The organism is Mycobacterium sp. 852002-51971_SCH5477799-a (assembly GCF_001667145.1).
Classification (GTDB): Bacteria; Actinomycetota; Actinomycetes; order Mycobacteriales; family Mycobacteriaceae; genus Mycobacterium.
The window spans coordinates 205,954-222,883 of the sequence record NZ_LZIF01000075.1 but is presented as its reverse complement, the minus strand read 5'-3'; the positions used below and the strand labels follow the sequence as shown (position 1 = coordinate 222,883).

The window sequence follows — 16,930 nt, the reverse complement described above, 5'->3', positions numbered from 1 at the left end:
GGCAGCGGCGGTGGAGCGGCGGGTGCCGCCGGTGCGGCGGCGTCGGAACTTGCGCCGATGCGCGCCAGCTCGCCGCCGACAGGCACGGTGGCGTCTTCCTCGGCGGTGATGCTGATCAACACACCGGCCACCGGTGACGGGATCTCGGTGTCGACCTTGTCGGTGGACACTTCCACCAGTGCGTCGTCGACCTGGACCGAATCACCGACCTTCTTGAGCCAGCGGGTCACGGTGCCTTCGGCTACCGACTCGCCGAGTTCGGGCATCAACACCGGGGTCGCGTCGCCGCCACCAGAGCTCTGCTGGGCGGGCGCGGGCTCCGGCTGCGCCTGCGGCTCCGGCTGGGCCTGGGGCTCCGGCTGGGGCGGCGGCGCGGACTGTTCCTGCGGCTCCGGCTGGCTCGGCGCCGGCTCAGCCGGCTGCGAATCGCCACCTGCCGCGCCATCCTCGGAGGCGTCCCCGATGACGGCCAGCTCGCCGCCCACCTCGACGGTGTCGTCCTCTTGGGCGACGATCTTGGTCAGCACACCGGCGGCCGGCGACGGGATTTCGGTGTCGACCTTGTCGGTGGACACCTCGACGAGCGGTTCGTCGAGTTCGACCGTGTCGCCTTCCTGCTTGAGCCAGCGGGTGACCGTCCCCTCGGTGACGCTCTCACCGAGTGCCGGCATCTGGACGGAGAAGGCCATCTTTTCTGACTCCTCGATCGCTCGTGGGTCGGGGCGGGTCGATCAGCTCGCTAGCGGAAGGCGAAGTAGCAATCCAAAACTATCCTGTCACTGCGCCCTCGTCGGCACACATCCAGGGCGGATACCCCGCGCTGGTCGGGTGACGCCCATCACGCTTGCTACGGTGTGGCCACCACAGCCAGAGCGGGAGGTCGGAGATGCCGCCATCACAACCAGTACCCCAGCATTTCGTCGACAGCGCCGACGGCGCCCGCATCGCGGTCTACGAAGAGGGCAACCCCGAGGGCCCCACCGTCGTGCTGGTGCACGGCTTCCCCGACTCGCACGTGCTGTGGGACGGGGTCGTCCCGCTGCTGGCCGAGCGATTCCGGATCATCCGCTACGACAACCGCGGCGTCGGCATGTCGTCGGTCCCCAAGCCGGTGTCTGCCTACAGCATGGACCGCTTCGCCGACGACTTCGCGGCGGTGACCGGCGAGCTGAGCCCGGGCCAGCCCGTGCATGTGCTCGCCCACGACTGGGGCTCGGTCGGGGTGTGGCACTACCTGAAGCGTCCCGGGGCCAATGACAGGGTCGCCACGTTCACGTCGGTGTCCGGCCCCGCTCAGGACCAGCTGGTCGATTACATCTTCAGCGGTCTGCGGGCGCCGTGGAAGCCGCGCACCTTCGTCCGGGCGATCAGCCAGGCGCTGCGGCTGACTTACATGATCTTCTTATCGATACCGGTGCTCGCGCCGCTGTTCCTGCGGCTGACCCTGTCGGTCCCGGCCCTGCGGCGCAATGCCGTCGACAACATCCCCGTCGAGCAGATCCACCACTCCGAGAAACTCGCCCGGGATGCCGCGCAGTCGGTTAAAACCTACCCCGCCAACTACTTTCGATCGTTTTCCGGTCGTAAGCAGGGCGTCGCCGTCATCGACGTACCGGTGCAGCTCATCGTCAACACCAAAGACAAGTACGTGCGGCCATACGGCTACGACCACACGCCGCGTTTCGTACCGCGGCTATGGCGCCGTGACATCCAGGCCGGTCACTTCTCCCCGATGTCGCATCCCCAGGTGATGGCGGCGGCGGTGCGCGAGTTCGCCGACCAGGCCGAGGGCAAGCGACCCAGCCGGGCGCTGCTGCGAGCGCAGGTGGGCCGTCCCCGCGGGTCGTTCGGCGACACCCTGGTGTCGGTCACCGGAGCCGGCAGCGGAATCGGCCGCGAGACCGCGTTCGCCTTCGCGCGCGAAGGCGCCGAGCTGGTGATCAGCGACATCGACGAAGCCGCGGTCAAGGCCACCGCGACCGAGATCGCCACCCGCGGTGGCGTCGCGCACCCTTATGTGCTCGACGTGTCCGATGCGCAGGCGGTGGAGTCGTTCGCCGAGCGGGTCAGCAGCGAACACGGCGTGCCGGACATCGTCGTCAACAACGCCGGCATCGGGCACGCCGGCGGATTCCTGGACACCCCTGCCGAGCAGTTCGACAGGGTGCTCGACGTCAACCTGGGCGGTGTGGTCAACGGCTGCCGGTCGTTCGCCCGGCGGATGGTGGAGCGCGGCACCGGTGGATACATCGTCAACGTGTCGTCGATGGCGGCCTATGCCCCACTGCAGTCGCTGAACGCCTACTGCACGTCCAAGGCGGCGACCTACATGTTCTCCGACTGCCTGCGCGCCGAGCTCGACGCCGCCGGGGTGGGCCTGACCACGATCTGCCCGGGCGTCATCGACACCAACATCATCAACACCACGAGATTCGACGCGCCGGCGGGAAAGCAATCCGACGCCGTCGACGGCCGCCGTGGGCAGCTGGGCAAGATGTTCGCGCTGCGCCACTACGGCCCTGAGAAGGTCGCCAACGCGATTCTATCTTCGGTCAAAAAGAAGAAACCCATTCGTCCGGTGGCGCCGGAAGCCTATGCGCTGTACGGGCTTTCACGACTAGCGCCGCAGGGGCTGCGCAACGCCGCGCGGATGCGGGTGATCTAAGGTGGGCTAGACGCCCGGTGCGGCGCCGCGACGTCCCGTCAACAACGTCGCACCGATCGCTATGACCCCGAGCACGGCCAGCGGTATCGCCCACGCGCGCCTGCTGCCGACCGACGACTGACACTGCGCGACGTAGTCGGTGTGCGGGATGATCTGGTTGAGGATGGGGATGTTGGACCCATTGCTGTTGTTGGCGCTTCTGGCGGCGGAAAGGTCAGTCGCCACGGCGTTTCCGCAGCCGACCGAATGGCCGTTGCTGTCGGAAACCGACACCGGCGTCAGCAGTCCGATCACTCCGGCCAATAGCAGCACGGCGCCCACACCGATGATCAACCGTCGCATCGTCACTGGTTTCGCCTTTCGTCGCCGAGGATTTCGACCGCTAGGGAGATTATCCGCAGTCCACCGCCGGTAAACCCGAGGTTGAGGTCGAATAACCCCCACGATTGCCGGGTATCCGCAGCGGTAGCGACATACATGGAGGGAATTTTTAGGTGATCACTGCAACGCGTGAGGTGCCCGAGTCGTGTGAACGGGTGTGGGAGGTGCTGGCCCAGGGCTGGACCTACACCCAGTGGGTGGTGGGGAACAGCCGCATGCGGGCCGTCGATCCGAACTGGCCGGAGCCGGGGTCCTCGATCAGGCATTCGATCGGAATTTGGCCGCTGGTGATCGACGACGCGACCATCGTGGAGGAAAGCGAACCGCCGCACAAGCTGGTGCTGCTTGCCCGGCTGGGTCCGCTCGGCGCCGCGCGAATCACCTTGCTGCTGCACGAGATTCCGGAGGGCTGCCGGATCGAGATGATTGAGGTGCCCGCCGAAGGGCCGATGGCAGCCGTTCCCGATTCCCTTGCGCTGGCTGCGGCCTATCCGCGCAACAAGGAGTGCCTGTGGCGGTTGGCGGCTTTGTCGCAACGGCTGGAGCCGAGCCAGGTGAAGTGACCGTGGGCGACACCGCCGACGCCGTCGTGATAGGGGCGGGACACCACGGACTGGTGGCGGCGTCGATGCTCGCCGACGCGGGCTGGGACGTGCTGGTGCTGGAAGCCCAGCCCGAACCGGGCGGCGCGGTGCGCAGCGCCGAGCTGACGCCGGGGTATATCACCGACCTGTTCAGTTCTTACTATCCGATGACGGCGGCGTCTCCGGCGATGACGGCGCTGCACTTGGAGGATCATGGGTTGCGGTGGTCGCATGCGCCCACGGTGGTGGGTCACCCCCGCAGCGCCGCCGACGACGACCCGCCCATCGTGTATCACGATCCCGCCCAGACGGCGGCGGAATTCGCGCGGCGAACACCTGCCGACGGCGAGAACTGGTGGCGGCTGGTGGAGCTGTGGAACAAGATCAAGGCCCCACTGCTGGACGCCATGCTGGCGCCCTTCCCGCCGGTGCGCCCGCTGCTCGGGCTGCTGCGCAGACTCGGTACGCCCGAGGCTGTCCGCGTCGCGCGTCTCTTGGTGCAGCCGGCCAATGCGATGGCCAGCCAGCTGTTTGAGGGTGAGGCACCGCGAGTGTTGCTGTTGGGCAACGCAATGCACGCCGACGTCCCCCCAGACGCGCCGATCAGCGGCGCCATGGGCTTCTTGATGACGATGCTGGCCCAGGATCACGGCTGGCCGGTGCCGGTCGGCGGATCGGGCCAACTCACCGCGGCTCTGGTGAATCGCGCGCGCTCGGCCGGAGCGCGAATCGAGTGCAATCAGAATGTTTCTCGCATCCAGGTGCGGGGAGGCCGGGCAGTCGGCGTGACCACCGCGCAGGGGCGATCGGTGGCTGCCCGCCGGGCGGTGGTCGCCGACGTGACGGCCCCGCGGTTGTTCTGCGACATGCTGCCTGCGGACGCGGTGCCGTCGGCACTGCGTCGAGACCTCCAACACTACGAGTGGGATCCGCCGGTGGTGAAAGTCAACTATGCGCTGGCAACACCGGTTCCATGGCGAGCCCGAAATCTGCGGTCGGTGGGCACCGTCCACTTGGGAGCCGACGGGGACGGGCTGGTTCGCTGGATGGCCGACCTGAACACCCGCGTGGTACCCGAGCATCCGTTCATGTTGTTGGGTCAGACCACCACCGCGGACCCCAGCAGATCGCCCGCCGGCACCGAAAGTGTGTGGGCCTACACGCATTTGCCGCGCAACGTGTCCGACGACGCCTCGGCTGACCGGCTGGCCGCGGCGGTGGACCGGGTGATCGAAGAGCATGCCCCGGGCTTCGGCTCGGCGGTGATCGACCGGTTCGTGCAACGGCCGTCGGATCTCGAGGCCAGCGACGCCAACCTGCATCTCGGGGCGCTCAACGGCGGAACCGCGCAGTTGCAACAGATGCTGGTCTTCCGGCCGGCGCCCGGCATGGGCCGGGCCGAAACACCGATCGAGCGGCTTTATCTGGGCAGCGCGTCGGCGACGCCGGGCGGCTCGGTGCACGGCGCGTGCGGACGCAACGCGGCGAATGCCGCGCTGGCCGCCGACGGCGCGACCGGCTGGCCACGCCGCAAATTGGGCCGAGCCGTGCTCAAACGGCTGACCGGCTAGCCGTTTGCTAGCCCTTTTCGCAGATGTCCTCGAGCACTGCGAACATGGTCCGCGTCGGCACGCCGGTGGAGCCCTTGGGCGAGTAGCCCCACGGGCTGCCGGTGTTGTAGGCCGGTCCGGCCACGTCGATGTGGGCCCAACTCACGCCGTCGGCGACGAATTCCCGCAGAAACACCCCCGCGACCAACATGCCGGCGAAGCGCTGCCCGCTGATGTTCGATAGGTCGGCCACCGTGGACTTCAGGTCTTCCTTGAGTTCGTCCGGCAGCGGCATCGGCCAGCCGTTTTCGCCGACGCGCTGCGAGATCGACGCGACGCGGTCGCGGAACTCGTCGCTGCCCATCACCCCGGGGATCCGGGCGCCCAGCGCCACCGTCTGCGCGCCGGTCAGCGTGGACGTCTCGATCAGGTAATCGGGGTTGTCCTCGCACGCCCGCACGATGGCGTCGGCCAGGATGAGCCGGCCCTCCGCGTCGGTGTTCTGCACCTCGACCGTGATCCCGCCGTACTGCGTCAGGACGTCGCCCGGACGCTGCGCCGTCGCCGACGGCATGTTCTCGGCCATCGGCACGGTGGCGATCACGTCGATCGGAAGTTTGCGCTGCGCGGCCAGGGCTACGGTCGCGATCACGGCGGCGGCACCGCCCATGTCCGAGGTCATGTGGTGCATCCCCGCCGCCGGCTTGATCGAGATGCCGCCGGTGTCGAACGTGACGCCCTTGCCGACCAGCGCGACCTTCTTGGCTTGCTTCGATCTCTTGGCCAGCTTCGAACCGCGGTGCGTCAGGCGCACCAGCCGTGGCGGGCGTGACGAGCCCTGCCCGACGCCGATGATCCCCCCGTAGCCGCCTTTCTGCAGGGCCTTGTCGTCCAGCACCTCCACCTCGAGGCCGACGGATTCGCCCAAAGCTTTTGCACGCCTGGCGAATTCGGCGGGAAACAGGTGGCTTGGCGGGGTGTTGACGAAGTCGCGCGCGGTGGCGACGGCGGCCGCAACGGCGGCGGCGTGCGCTGCGTCGTTCTTGGCGTCCTTCGCGGTGGCCAGCACCGTGATCTTGCCCAGCCCCTGGTCTTTCGGGGCTGTCTTGTCGCTGCGGAAATCGGTGAACCGGTAGCTGCCCAGGATCAGGCCCTCGACAGTGGCCGAGGCGACGCCCGCACCGGGCAGTTCGGCCAGCGTCGTGATCACGGATTCGGTCTTGCCGAGCGACCGCGCGGCCACACCGGCGGCGCGGCGGATGGTGTCGGCCGGCCATTCGGACCGCGGTTTGCCCAGACCGATCGTCAGCACGCTGGACACCGGCAACGACGGCACTACCAGCCGGTGCACCTGTTCGGCGCCCCCGGTTGCCTCCAGCGCCCGCAGACCCGATTCGATCTCAGCGACCGCCCCGGAGGACAGGAATGGCTCGGCAGCCGCAACGGCCGCGCCCGGCTTGTCGTCCTCGCCGGTCGAGACGACGGGCACGATCAGCACGGTGGACGCGCCGGTGCGCCGCGGCAGCGAGGAGGCGACGGTGACGGAAGGGGCCTGATATCCGGGTTCGGTACTCACGCGTCATCACCCTAGTCACCGCGGAGCGGCCTAGCTCGGTGGCGTCCGGACCCTCAGGTCGAAAGCCGGCACGGGGCCGTCAAATCCCTTGAGCAGCAACGGGCCGCAAGCATCCGCGGGCCAGTCCGGCAACTCGTCGTGCAGCGCCGAGTCGGCAAGGATCTGTCCCGGGGTCGCGGCCGCCACGAGTCGCGCCGCCAAGTTGACCGGGCCCCCGAAGTAGTCGCCGTTGATGGCCAGGACGCTGCCATAGGCCAGACCGGCCCGCACCTGCAGACCCTCCTCACGCGCCCGCGGGTGGTCGACGAGATCGACCGCCGCCCTGACGAGGCGCTCAGGCGACGCGCTCACCCACATCACCTCGTCGCCGATGAACTTCACCACCCGGCCGCCATTGCGAAGCACCAGGTCCGAGACCGTTCCGGCGAACTCGTTGAGCAGGTCCGACAGCTGCGCGGGGGTGAGCGCGTTGGTGAGCACGGTGAAGCCGGACAGGTCGGCGAAACCGATGCCGCACACCACGCTTGCCGAGGTGTCGCGAAGGACGCCCTCGAAGTGGGTCCGGGCGCCGGTCAGGTGGTGGCGGTGCACGACGTCGATCAGCGGACCGATGCGGGGGACGAACTCCGCGACCGCGCGGTAGGCCTGCGCCGTGGCGAGCTCGTCGTGCGTGTGGGTCATCTGGATGTCGGGCGTCCCGGCGCGGATCGCCGTCGACTCGGCCTCCGCGAGCCGCGCCATCGCGGCGCCGAGGACCCGCAGCATGCCGTGCGCGCCGTCCTCACCCACCACCACCTTGAACGCGAGCCAGGTCGAGAGGGCGTCGACGTCGGCCTGGCTCAGCACGGGAACGTCGGGCCCGGCGACCGTCAGGCCGAGCAAAGCCCACGCGTGCGCCACCTCTTCGGCCGATATGCCGAGTTCGTCGGCCGCGGCCTGCACGGTATAGGTCGGACGACCCGACCAGGCCAGGACATCACCGGCAAGCCCGAACAGCCGGCCGCGCCGTTCGGCTTCGACCATGTCGTCGAGCGTGAAGCCAAGACCGTCGAGGTACTTGATCAGGTCAGCGCGTTCGCGCGGATTCGCGATCCCGGCGGCCTCGAGCTCGTCGAAGTCATACGACTCGGACACCTGCCCAAGTGTGCCAGCATACGGGCGGATTAAGGTGGGACGCCGTGAGCGAGCTGCAGCACGGACCGCTGGAAGACCGTCATCGTGAGATGGGCGCGAGCTTCGCCGAGTTCGGCGGCTGGCTCATGCCGGTGTCGTATGCCGGCACCGTCAGCGAGCACAACGCGACCCGCAACGCGGTCGGCCTCTTTGATGTCAGCCACCTGGGCAAGGCATTGGTACGCGGTCCGGGGGCGGCGCAGTTCGTCAACTCCGCGCTCACCAACGACTTGAATCGGATCGGGCCGGGCAAGGCGCAATACACGTTGTGCTGCACCGAATCCGGCGGCGTCGTCGACGACCTGATCGCCTACTACGTCGACGACGACGAGATCTTCTTGGTGCCCAACGCCGCCAACACCGCCGCCGTAGTCGACGCGCTGCAGGCCGCCGCGCCGAGCGGGCTCACCATCACCAATCAGCACCGCGCGCACGCGGTGCTGGCCGTGCAGGGACCGCGATCGGCCGACGTGCTCGGCGAGCTGGGCCTGCCCACCGACATGGACTACATGGCGTACGCGGACACCTCGTTCTCCGGCGTGCCGGTGCGGGTCTGCCGCACCGGCTACACCGGCGAGCACGGCTACGAGCTGCTGCCGCCGTGGGACTCCGCCGGAGTGGTGTTCGACGCCCTGGCCGCGGCGGTGAGCGCGGCCGGCGGCGAGCCGGCCGGCCTGGGCGCGCGCGACACCCTGCGCACCGAGATGGGTTATCCGCTGCACGGCCATGAACTCGGGCTCGACATTTCCCCGCTGCAGGCCCGCTGCGGCTGGGCGATCGGCTGGAAGAAGGAAGCGTTCTTCGGCCGGGACGCCCTGCTGGCTGAGAAGGAGGCTGGCCCGGCGCGGCTGCTGCGCGGGCTGCGGATGGTGGGCCGCGGCGTGCTGCGCGCCGGGCTGACGGTGCTCGCCGGCGACACCCGGGTGGGAGTCACCACCTCGGGCACGTTCTCCCCGACGCTGCAGGCCGGGATCGCGCTGGCGCTCATCGACGCCGGCGCCGGAGTCCAGGACGGTGAGGAGATCACCGTCGACGTGCGCGGCCGTCGCGCCGCGTGCGAAGTCGTGCGCCCGCCCTTCGTAGCGGTGAAAACCCGTTAGCCGCGCCGCTTGCGCGGGCGAAATCCGATTCGTTAGGCGGATATACAATCAGCCAATGACCAGTGGCTCCCTCGAGTTCACGGTTTCGCGTTCGGCAAATCCGGCGACCGATGCCGAACGCGAAACCATCCTGGCCGAGCCCGGTTTCGGCAAGTACTTCACCGATCACATGGTGTCGATCGACTACGACGAGACCGGTGGCGGTTGGCACAACGCGCGCGTCATCCCGTATGGCCCCATCGAGCTGGACCCTTCGGCGATCGTGCTGCACTACGCGCAGGAGATCTTCGAGGGACTCAAGGCGTACCGCTGGGCCGACGGCTCGATCGTGTCGTTTCGCGCCGAAGCCAACGCCGCCCGGCTACGGTCCTCGGCGCGCAGGCTGGCGATCCCGGAGCTGTCCGAAGAGCTGTTCATGGAATCGCTGCGCCAGCTCATTGCGGTCGACAACGCGTGGGTTCCGGCCGCCGGCGGCGAGGAGGCGCTGTACCTGCGCCCGTTCGTCATCGCCACCGAGCCCGGATTGGGGGTTCGTCCGTCCAAGCGCTACCGCTACCTGCTGATCGCCTCGCCGGCCGGCGCCTACTTCAAGGGTGGCATCAGCCCGGTCACCGTTTGGGTGTCGACCGAATACGTGCGGGCCAGCCCCGGCGGGACCGGCGCGGCCAAGTTCGGCGGCAATTACGCGGCCTCCCTGTCGGCTCAGGCCGAAGCTGCGGCCAACGACTGCGACCAAGTGGTGTGGCTGGACGCCGTCGAACGGCGCTTCGTCGAAGAGATGGGCGGGATGAACATCTTCTTCGTGTTCGGCAGCGGCGGGTCGGCGCGGCTGGTCACCCCGGAGCTGTCCGGTTCCCTACTGCCCGGCATTACCCGAAACTCCTTGCTGCAGCTGGCCATTGACGCCGGGTTCGCCATCGAGGAACGCAGGATCGATATCGACGAATGGCAGAAAAAGGCCGCCGCCGGGGAGATCACCGAGGTGTTCGCCTGCGGCACCGCCGCGGTCATCACCCCCGTCTCGCAGGTGAAGTACGGCGATGCCGAGTTCACCGTCGCCGACGGCCAACCCGGCGAGGTGACGATGGCGCTGCGCGACACCCTGACCGGGATTCAGCGCGGCACCTTCGCCGACACCCACGGCTGGATGGCAAAGCTGGGCTGACGCGCTCAGCTAGAACCGCACCAGGCCCGCGAGCATCAGCGCGGCCACTGTCACGGTCAATTCGATCGCGGCGCCCAGCACGTCGCCGGTGATGCCGCCGAATCGGCGAACGCAGTGCCACACCAGCAGCGCGCCGCAGCCCAGGCCCGCCAGAACCGCCACCGGGCCCTGCCACGGCCGCGGCCCGGCCACCAGCGAAACGGCCACAAGCACCGCGACCCAGCCGGCCACCACCGCGGTCCGCTGGCTTCCGGCGACCCGGGCGCCCAGGGCGCTGCCGCCGGCCGCCGGCAACGATCGGTGACCGGCCAACACCGCGGTGACTCGGCCCGCAAAAACCGCCACGGCCACCCCGGGAAGAAAGCGGTCCGCGGCCCCCAGCGCCGAAAACGCCAGCGCCTGCACCATGATCACCATGACCGCGGCGGCGACGCCGAACGGCCCGGTCGATCCGTCGCGCATCACCGCCAGCGCGCGCTGCGGCGGCCCGTAACAGCCCAGGCCGTCGGCGGTATCGGCGACACCGTCGAGATGCAGGCCGCGGGTCACCAGCAGCAGCACCGCGACCGCGAGCAGACCGGGCAGCGGACTGGACCGGCCGAACGCCAACGCCCCACCCCAGGTCACCGCCGCGGCCAACGCCCCCAGAACGGCGCCCACCGCCGGCAGCGCGGTCATGGCGCCGCGGCCCATCGGCGCATCGCCGCCGCCCGGGACGGGCAGCACCGTCCCGAACGCGAAAGCCTTGGCCAGAGAACGGATCACGATGGGGGGGCGGCCTGATGGGGATTCTCGGCGCGGTTGGACACACCGGCTTGGGTGAAGGTCGCCATCGACGACAGGGCGGCCACCGCGGCGCGCAGCACCGGCAGCGCGAGCGCAGCGCCGGTGCCCTCGCCCAGGCGCATGCGCAGGTCGAGAATCGGCTCCATATCCAGCGCCGTCAGCGCCAGCGTGTGCGCGGGTTCGGTGGACCGATGCCCCGCCTGCCACCACAACCGGGCGCCCGGCGCCAGGTGCTCGGCGACCAGCGCGGCCGCCGTCACCGCCATGCCGTCGAGCAGCAACGGCGTGCGCCGGACCGCGGCCTGCGCGCAAAAACCGGCCATCGCGGCCAGGTCGGCGCCGCCGGCGCGGCGCAGCAGCGCGACCGGGTCCGGCAACACCTGTCGCGCGCGAAACAGGGCATCACGCACCGCGGCGGTCTTGCGGGCCCACCCGGCATCATCGATCCCGGTGCCGAACCCCACCACAACGACCGGCTCGGCGTTCGTCAACGCCGCCACCAATACCGCTGCGGCCGTGGTGTTTCCGATCCCCATATCGCCGGCGATCAGCAGATCGGCCCCGGCGTCGACCTCCTCGTCGGCGATGGCGGCGCCGGCCTCGAGCGCGCGTGCGGTCTCGTCGTCGCTCAACGCGTCCTCGACCCGGATGTCGCCGCTGGCGCGTCGCACCTTGTGGGCGCCGATCCGTTCGGTCAGCGGGTCCGCGTCGACCGCCAGGTCGGCGACCCGCACCGTCGCCCCGGCGATGTCGGCCAGGGCATTGATCGCGGCCCCGCCCGCATCGAAGTTGGCGACCATTTGCGCGGTCACCTCCGGCGGATAGGCCGACACCCCCGAGCGGGCGACACCGTGGTCACCGGCGAACACCACCACCCGGGCGCGCTCGAATTGTCTTGGCGGACACTGTCCTTGACACGCCGCGACCCATACCGCCAGGTCCTCGAGGCGGCCCATTGCACCCTTGGGCTTGGTCAGGGTGTCCTGGCGGGCCCGGGCGGCGGCGGCGGCCACCGCATCGGGCGGCGAGACGGCGGCGAATTCCATCAGGACCCCGACGGTTTGATCGGTACCGGCTGACCGGCCACCACCAGTACCACTCGGTCGCACAGCCGTGCGAGGCGCTGGTTCAGGCTGCCCAGTTCGTCGGTGAAGCGGCGTCCGGAGGCGGTGGCGGGAACGATCGTCAACCCGACCTCCGGGCTGACCAGCACCAGTGGGGAAGCGAAGTCGCCGACCGCGGCCAGCACCTCATCGACGGGCGCCGCCACCGAGCCGCCCTCCCAGGCGTTGGTGCGGTCCAGCGCGCCGGTCAGCCAGGTGCCCAGATCGTCGACCAGCGTGGGCGTGTCCGGCGATCGACGCAGTTGCGTTGCGATGTCGTCGGTTTCGATCGTCGACCAGTGCGCCGGCCGGCGGCCGCGATGCTGAGCGATTCGGTGCGCCCAGGCCGCATCGTCGTGGCCGGCCGGCCCGGGCGCCAGGTAGTGAACCGCCTGCCCGGCCGGCAACCCGTCGGTGATGGCTTCCTCCGCCCACTGCGATTTGCCTGACCTGATCCCGCCGAGCACCAGGGTGCGCACCGGTGTCAGCCCGCCTTCCGGCGAGCTCTAATCGACACTGGTGCCGTGCTTGACCTGGGGCCGTGGCGTCCGCATCCGGCGCATCTGAGACGCCCGGCCGGCAGCGTAAAGGCCTAGCTTCCAACGGCTTTCAGTGTTGCTCGGGAATTTCGAGTCCACCAGCCCGCTCACCTTGCGGCCCAGGATCAGGCCGTCGACGCTCATCACGGCCATCAATACCAACATGGCCGGCGATATCCACAGCTGCAGCTGCGGCACGCCGAACATGATGAACATCAAGAACAGGGTCGACGGCATGAACAGGCCCAGCAGATTGCGCCGGGAGTCCACCACGTCGCGAACGTAGCGGCGGATGGGCCCCTGGTCGCGGGGCAACAGGTAGCCCTCGTCGCCGGCCATCATCCTTTCCCGGCGCTCCGACATGCGAGCACGGCCTGCGGCCTTGTCCGCGCGGCGCTCCTCGCGGCTGAGCTTGGGACCGGACAGCGATTTGCGGCGGGCCCGCGCCTCGGAGGCCGTCATGGGGGCCGGCGCGATCGGCCCCTTTCTGGCGTTGCGGCGGGACTCGTTGCGTTTGGGCGTGGGCCGTCCCTTGGGGCCCGTGCGCTGCGCATCGCGTGCTGCAGCGCCTGAGGCGCCCGCGACGTCGGAGGCCAGCGCGGCGGCGCTCTCGTCGAGGTCGGGGTCCTGGCCCTTCTTGCGGCCCAACAGCTTCACAGTGGCCAGGTTACTTCGCGGACGACTCGCGCCGGAATTCGCCTGGAATGCCTTTCTATTAGGCCTGCTGAGTGCGTGGCTTGGCCCTACGCTTACACGAGATGAACGGCTGCCTTTGATGGACAACGGGTCAATGGACTCTGATGAGGGTCCCGGCCTGGCCCCCGGCCGTCTTCAATTGCCCGCCATGCAAGTCCTGGTGGCCCCGGACTGCTACGGCGACAGCATGTCGGCCCTCGAAGCCTCCGCCGCCATCGCGACCGGCTGGACGCGGTCGCGTCCCGGCGACCGGTTCATCGTCGCCCCGCAATCCGACGGCGGCACCGGTTTCGTCGAGGTCCTCGCCAGCCGGCTGGGGGAGATGCGGCGGCTGCGGGTGTCCGGACCGCTGAAAGCCACCGTCGAAGCCGATTGGGTGTTCGATCGCGGCTCGGCCACCGCCTACCTGGAGTGCGCTCAAGCGTGCGGCTTGGCGCTGATCGGCCGAGCGCCCACCCCGGAGACCGCCATGGCGGCGCACAGCAAAGGCGTGGGACAGCTGATCGCCGAGGCGTTGCGGGTCGGGGCGACGCGCATCGTGGTCGGGTTGGGCGGCAGCGCCTGCACCGACGGCGGACAGGGCATGATCTCCGAACTCGGCGGCCTGCATACCGCCCGCAGGAAACTGGACGATGTGGAGCTGATCGCCGCCTCCGACACCGAATATCCGCTGCTCGGACCGTGGGGGGCGGCCCGGGTGTTCGGGCCGCAGAAGGGCGCCGACACGGCCACCGTCGCCGCACTGGAAGTTCGCCTGCAGGCGTGGGCGCTGATCCTGGAGGCGGTGGCCGGCCGGGACGTGAGCGCCGAGCCGGGCGCCGCGGCCGCCGGCGGCATCGGCGCGGGGCTGCTGGCGCTCGGCGGGCGCTGCGAGTCCGGGGCCGGCATCATCGCCGAACACACCCGGTTGTCCGACGACCTGGACACCGCTGAGATGATCGTCACCGGTGAGGGCCGGTTCGACGAGCAGTCCCTGCACGGGAAGGTGGTCGGATGTCTCTCCGACGCGGCCCGGCCGCGGGGGATTCCGGTGGTTGTGCTGGCCGGCCAGGTCGACCTGGACAATGCGACCGTGCGATCGGCCGGCATCATGGCCGCGCTATCGATCGCCGAGCACGCCGGATCGGTGCGACTGGCGCAGGCCGACGCGGCCAACCAGCTCATGGGGCTGGCGTCGGTAGTTGCGGCGCGACTCGGGAATACCGGTCCTGCAAGGTACCGTTGAGGGAGTGGACTTTCGGGCGGTCCGGACCGTCCGGCGCAAGCCGGCGATTTCGGGCCTGATCGACCCCACCCAACAATGAGGCATGTAGGAGAAGCAATGACGGTGCAAAACGAGTCGAACGCCACGACGACCCACGGCGTGATCCTGACCGAGGCCGCCGCCACCAAGGCAAAGTCCCTGCTGGACCAGGAGGGCCGCGACGACCTCGCGCTGCGCATCGCGGTGCAACCGGGCGGGTGCGCCGGCCTGCGTTACAACCTCTTCTTCGACGACCGCGCGCTGGACGGCGACCTGACCGTGGAGTTCGGCGGAGTGAAGCTGACGGTGGACCGGATGAGCGCGCCCTACGTCGAAGGCGCGTCCATCGACTTCGTGGACACCATCGAGAAGCAGGGCTTCACCATCGACAACCCCAACGCCACGGGATCGTGCGCCTGCGGCGACTCGTTCAACTGATCGGTTAATCCCGCGAATCCGTCAGCCGGGCCGTGCGGTCCGGCTGACGGTTTGTGCTTAGTACGAGCCGCCGGTGCGCAGCACGTACGAGCAGACCATGATCTGGCCGCGCTGGAACAACAGCTGCGCGATGCCCTGCACCTGCCCGCGCATCGGACCGCCGCTCACCGGTGACACCCGCATGGTGAACAAGGCCTGCGCCTGGTACTGCGACAGGTAGACGATCTTGTCGATCGAGGTCAACTGGACCTCGGAGAACTGCTTGCGGAACGCGTCGCTGCTGAGCTTGGCCAGGGCCTGGTCGGATCGTTTGTCCTGGACGCCGTCGTACAGGCCACACAGTGCGTTGCGGGCGATCTCGTCGGTGTCGCGGCGCTCGAGCGCATCCAGGTAGCCCTGGATGGCCGTCTTCGCCGCGCCCTCGGAGAACGTCGTGCCGGTGTTGGCGCCGTTGGTGCGGACCCCGTACACGATGGCCACCGTCAGCACCGCGACGAGCGCGATGGCCAGCACGATGCCGACGATTAGCCTCCGCTTGGATCGCGGGTACGGGACCGGCGCGGGAGGCTGCCCGGCATAATTGGCGGGAGCAGGTCCTGCCTGCGGAGCTGAGGCGAAGCCCGGGGTGTTGGGGTCATCGGGAAACTCGAGTGGCTGGGATTGGCTGGAGGGCTCAGGTCCGCCACCGCCACCGCCGCCGCCGACGCTGTGGTTCGGCGAGTGCGGACCTGCCATCGTGGTTCTCCTACGGTGGTAGGCGGGACAGCGATCGGGTTGCGGCCCGAGCAATGTGATCCCGGCGACTTGAGTGAGTTCCCTAGGGAGGCTAGCGCACTGCCCCGCGCCGAGGAGTGCACACAGCGACGGTCGAGGCCCGGTGAGTACGCTAGATAACCTTACTAACGAAGGATGGAGTTTTCGTGACGATCGCGGTGACAGGTTCGATTGCAACCGACAATCTGATGCGGTTCCCCGGCCGGTTCTCCGAGCACCTGCTGGCCGAGCACCTGCAGAAGGTCTCCCTGAGTTTTCTGGTTGACGACCTGGTGATCCACCGCGGCGGCGTGGCGGGCAACATCGCCTTCGCGATCGGCGTGCTGGGCGGCGACGTGGCGCTGGTGGGTGCGGCCGGCGACGACTTCGGCGAGTACCGCGAGTGGCTGCAGTCGCACGGGGTCAACTGCGACCACGTGCTGATCTCGCAGACCGCGAAGACCGCGCGATTCGTCTGCACCACCGACCTGGACATGGCCCAGATCGCTTCCTTCTATCCCGGCGCCATGTCGGAGGCCCGCAACATCAAGCTTGCCGACGTCGCATCGGCGGGCAGGCCGGACCTGGTGATCATCGGGGCCAACGATCCGGACGCGATGGTGGTGCACACCGAGGAGTGCCGCAAGCTCGGCCTGCCGTTCGCCGCCGACCCGTCCCAGCAGCTGCCGCGCCTGTCCGGCGAGGAGATCGACAAGCTCATCGACGGCGCGGCCTACCTGTTCACCAACGACTACGAGTGGGAGCTGCTGCTCTCCAAGACCGGCTGGTCCGAGGCCGACGTGCAGAAGAAGGTCGACCTGCGGGTGACCACGCTGGGCGCCAAGGGCGTCGATATCGTCGAACGCGACGGGACCACCACCCACGTCGGCGTGGTGCCCGAGACCAGCCAGACCGACCCCACCGGCGTCGGTGACGCGTTCCGGGCCGGTTTCCTCACCGGCCGCACCGCCGGGCTGACCCTCGAGCGGTCGGCTCAGCTGGGTTCGCTGGTCGCCGTGTTGGTGCTGGAGTCCACCGGAACCCAGGAGTGGACGTGGGACGGCGCGGTCGCCAAGGCCAGGCTGGCCGACGCCTACGGCGACGAGGCGGCCGCCGAGATCGCCGCGGTCCTCGCCTAGCGCGACGCGCCGACCGGGCGCATCGGGTACGAAGCCCCG

Annotated in this window: 17 protein-coding genes; 8 read left to right on the top strand and 9 right to left on the bottom strand. The window is 69.3% G+C overall.

The window, feature by feature from the left end:
- Positions 1-689 (bottom strand): biotin/lipoyl-containing protein (locus tag A5753_RS08925; RefSeq protein WP_304441434.1); only part of this gene is annotated, 689 nt, incomplete at its 3' end.
- A 197-nt stretch (positions 690-886) separates the two neighbouring features.
- On the opposite strand from A5753_RS08925, the gene A5753_RS08920 reads away from it, so the two are divergent.
- Complete coding sequence (locus A5753_RS08920; protein WP_067125922.1) at positions 887-2,665, top strand: SDR family oxidoreductase; 1,779 nt, start codon at positions 887-889, stop codon at positions 2,663-2,665.
- Positions 2,666-2,671: 6 nt separating this feature from the next.
- Here the strand turns inward: A5753_RS08920 and A5753_RS08915 are convergent, their stop codons facing one another.
- Entirely contained in the window at positions 2,672-3,013 is a 342-nt protein-coding gene (locus A5753_RS08915) for an aminopeptidase (RefSeq protein WP_067125919.1), read from the bottom strand.
- A gap of 146 nt (positions 3,014-3,159) precedes the next feature.
- Here A5753_RS08915 and A5753_RS08910 point away from each other — a divergent pair, with 146 nt between their 5' ends.
- Positions 3,160-3,609, top strand: a complete 450-nt coding sequence (locus A5753_RS08910; RefSeq protein WP_067125916.1) for an SRPBCC family protein — start codon at positions 3,160-3,162, stop codon at positions 3,607-3,609.
- Complete coding sequence (locus A5753_RS08905; protein WP_067125913.1) at positions 3,606-5,201, top strand: NAD(P)/FAD-dependent oxidoreductase; 1,596 nt, start codon at positions 3,606-3,608, stop codon at positions 5,199-5,201. The genes A5753_RS08910 and A5753_RS08905 overlap by 4 nt, the downstream gene beginning before the upstream one ends.
- Before the next feature lie 7 nt (positions 5,202-5,208).
- On the opposite strand, the gene A5753_RS08900 is transcribed toward A5753_RS08905, so the two are convergent.
- Entirely contained in the window at positions 5,209-6,756 is a 1,548-nt protein-coding gene (locus tag A5753_RS08900; protein ID WP_067125909.1) for a leucyl aminopeptidase, read from the bottom strand.
- Between the two features lie 30 nt (positions 6,757-6,786).
- Positions 6,787-7,890 (bottom strand): adenylate/guanylate cyclase domain-containing protein, encoded by a 1,104-nt coding sequence (locus A5753_RS08895; protein WP_067125906.1) that lies wholly within the window; start codon positions 7,888-7,890, stop codon positions 6,787-6,789.
- A gap of 44 nt (positions 7,891-7,934) precedes the next feature.
- Here A5753_RS08895 and gcvT point away from each other — a divergent pair, with 44 nt between their 5' ends.
- Positions 7,935-9,029 carry a glycine cleavage system aminomethyltransferase GcvT gene (gene gcvT / locus A5753_RS08890; RefSeq protein WP_197694635.1) on the top strand — a complete coding sequence of 365 codons (1,095 nt, stop codon included), beginning with the start codon at positions 7,935-7,937 and terminating at the stop codon, positions 9,027-9,029.
- 55 nt (positions 9,030-9,084) lie between these two features.
- On the top strand, positions 9,085-10,194 hold the full coding sequence (locus A5753_RS08885; protein WP_067125904.1) for a branched-chain amino acid aminotransferase: 1,110 nt from the start codon (positions 9,085-9,087) through the stop codon (positions 10,192-10,194).
- Between the two features lie 9 nt (positions 10,195-10,203).
- Here A5753_RS08885 and A5753_RS08880 read toward each other — a convergent pair whose 3' ends face one another.
- Genes A5753_RS08880 through A5753_RS08865 form a run of 4 tightly spaced genes read right to left on the bottom strand, consistent with a single transcriptional unit; the run spans position 10,204 to position 13,219 of the window.
- On the bottom strand, positions 10,204-10,959 hold the full coding sequence (locus tag A5753_RS08880) for an adenosylcobinamide-GDP ribazoletransferase (RefSeq protein WP_067125901.1): 756 nt from the start codon (positions 10,957-10,959) through the stop codon (positions 10,204-10,206).
- A complete protein-coding gene (gene cobT, locus A5753_RS08875; protein WP_197694641.1) occupies positions 10,956-12,029 on the bottom strand; it encodes a nicotinate-nucleotide--dimethylbenzimidazole phosphoribosyltransferase in 1,074 nt (357 codons plus the stop codon). Before cobT ends, A5753_RS08880 begins: the two co-directional genes overlap by 4 nt.
- Complete coding sequence (locus A5753_RS08870) at positions 12,026-12,562, bottom strand: bifunctional adenosylcobinamide kinase/adenosylcobinamide-phosphate guanylyltransferase (RefSeq protein ID WP_067125895.1); 537 nt, start codon at positions 12,560-12,562, stop codon at positions 12,026-12,028. Before A5753_RS08870 ends, cobT begins: the two co-directional genes overlap by 4 nt.
- Before the next feature lie 27 nt (positions 12,563-12,589).
- Positions 12,590-13,219: a DUF3043 domain-containing protein gene (locus A5753_RS08865; protein WP_231990047.1), complete on the bottom strand. Its 630-nt coding sequence runs from the start codon at positions 13,217-13,219 to the stop codon at positions 12,590-12,592.
- 247 nt (positions 13,220-13,466) lie between these two features.
- Between A5753_RS08865 and A5753_RS08860 the strand changes: the two genes are divergently transcribed.
- Together A5753_RS08860 and A5753_RS08855 are read left to right on the top strand one after the other, a co-directional pair.
- Entirely contained in the window at positions 13,467-14,543 is a 1,077-nt protein-coding gene (locus A5753_RS08860; RefSeq protein WP_067125969.1) for a glycerate kinase, read from the top strand.
- Positions 14,544-14,639: 96 nt separating this feature from the next.
- Positions 14,640-14,999 carry an iron-sulfur cluster assembly accessory protein gene (locus A5753_RS08855; protein ID WP_067125889.1) on the top strand — a complete coding sequence of 120 codons (360 nt, stop codon included), beginning with the start codon at positions 14,640-14,642 and terminating at the stop codon, positions 14,997-14,999.
- Between the two features lie 57 nt (positions 15,000-15,056).
- Here the strand turns inward: A5753_RS08855 and A5753_RS08850 are convergent, their stop codons facing one another.
- A complete protein-coding gene (locus tag A5753_RS08850) occupies positions 15,057-15,734 on the bottom strand; it encodes a hypothetical protein (RefSeq protein ID WP_067125885.1) in 678 nt (225 codons plus the stop codon).
- Positions 15,735-15,919: 185 nt separating this feature from the next.
- Here A5753_RS08850 and A5753_RS08845 point away from each other — a divergent pair, with 185 nt between their 5' ends.
- Positions 15,920-16,891 (top strand): carbohydrate kinase family protein, encoded by a 972-nt coding sequence (locus A5753_RS08845; RefSeq protein ID WP_067125882.1) that lies wholly within the window; start codon positions 15,920-15,922, stop codon positions 16,889-16,891.
- Positions 16,892-16,930: the final 39 nt, after the last annotated feature.

Coding starts and splice junctions, on each gene's coding strand:
- A5753_RS08920 (WP_067125922.1), top strand. CDS start 887: ATGCCGCCATCACAACCAGTACCCCAGCATTTCGTCGACAGCGCCGAC.
- A5753_RS08885 (WP_067125904.1), top strand. CDS start 9,085: ATGACCAGTGGCTCCCTCGAGTTCACGGTTTCGCGTTCGGCAAATCCG.
- A5753_RS08860 (WP_067125969.1), top strand. CDS start 13,467: ATGCAAGTCCTGGTGGCCCCGGACTGCTACGGCGACAGCATGTCGGCC.
- A5753_RS08855 (WP_067125889.1), top strand. CDS start 14,640: ATGACGGTGCAAAACGAGTCGAACGCCACGACGACCCACGGCGTGATC.
- A5753_RS08850 (WP_067125885.1), bottom strand. CDS start 15,734: ATGGCAGGTCCGCACTCGCCGAACCACAGCGTCGGCGGCGGCGGTGGC.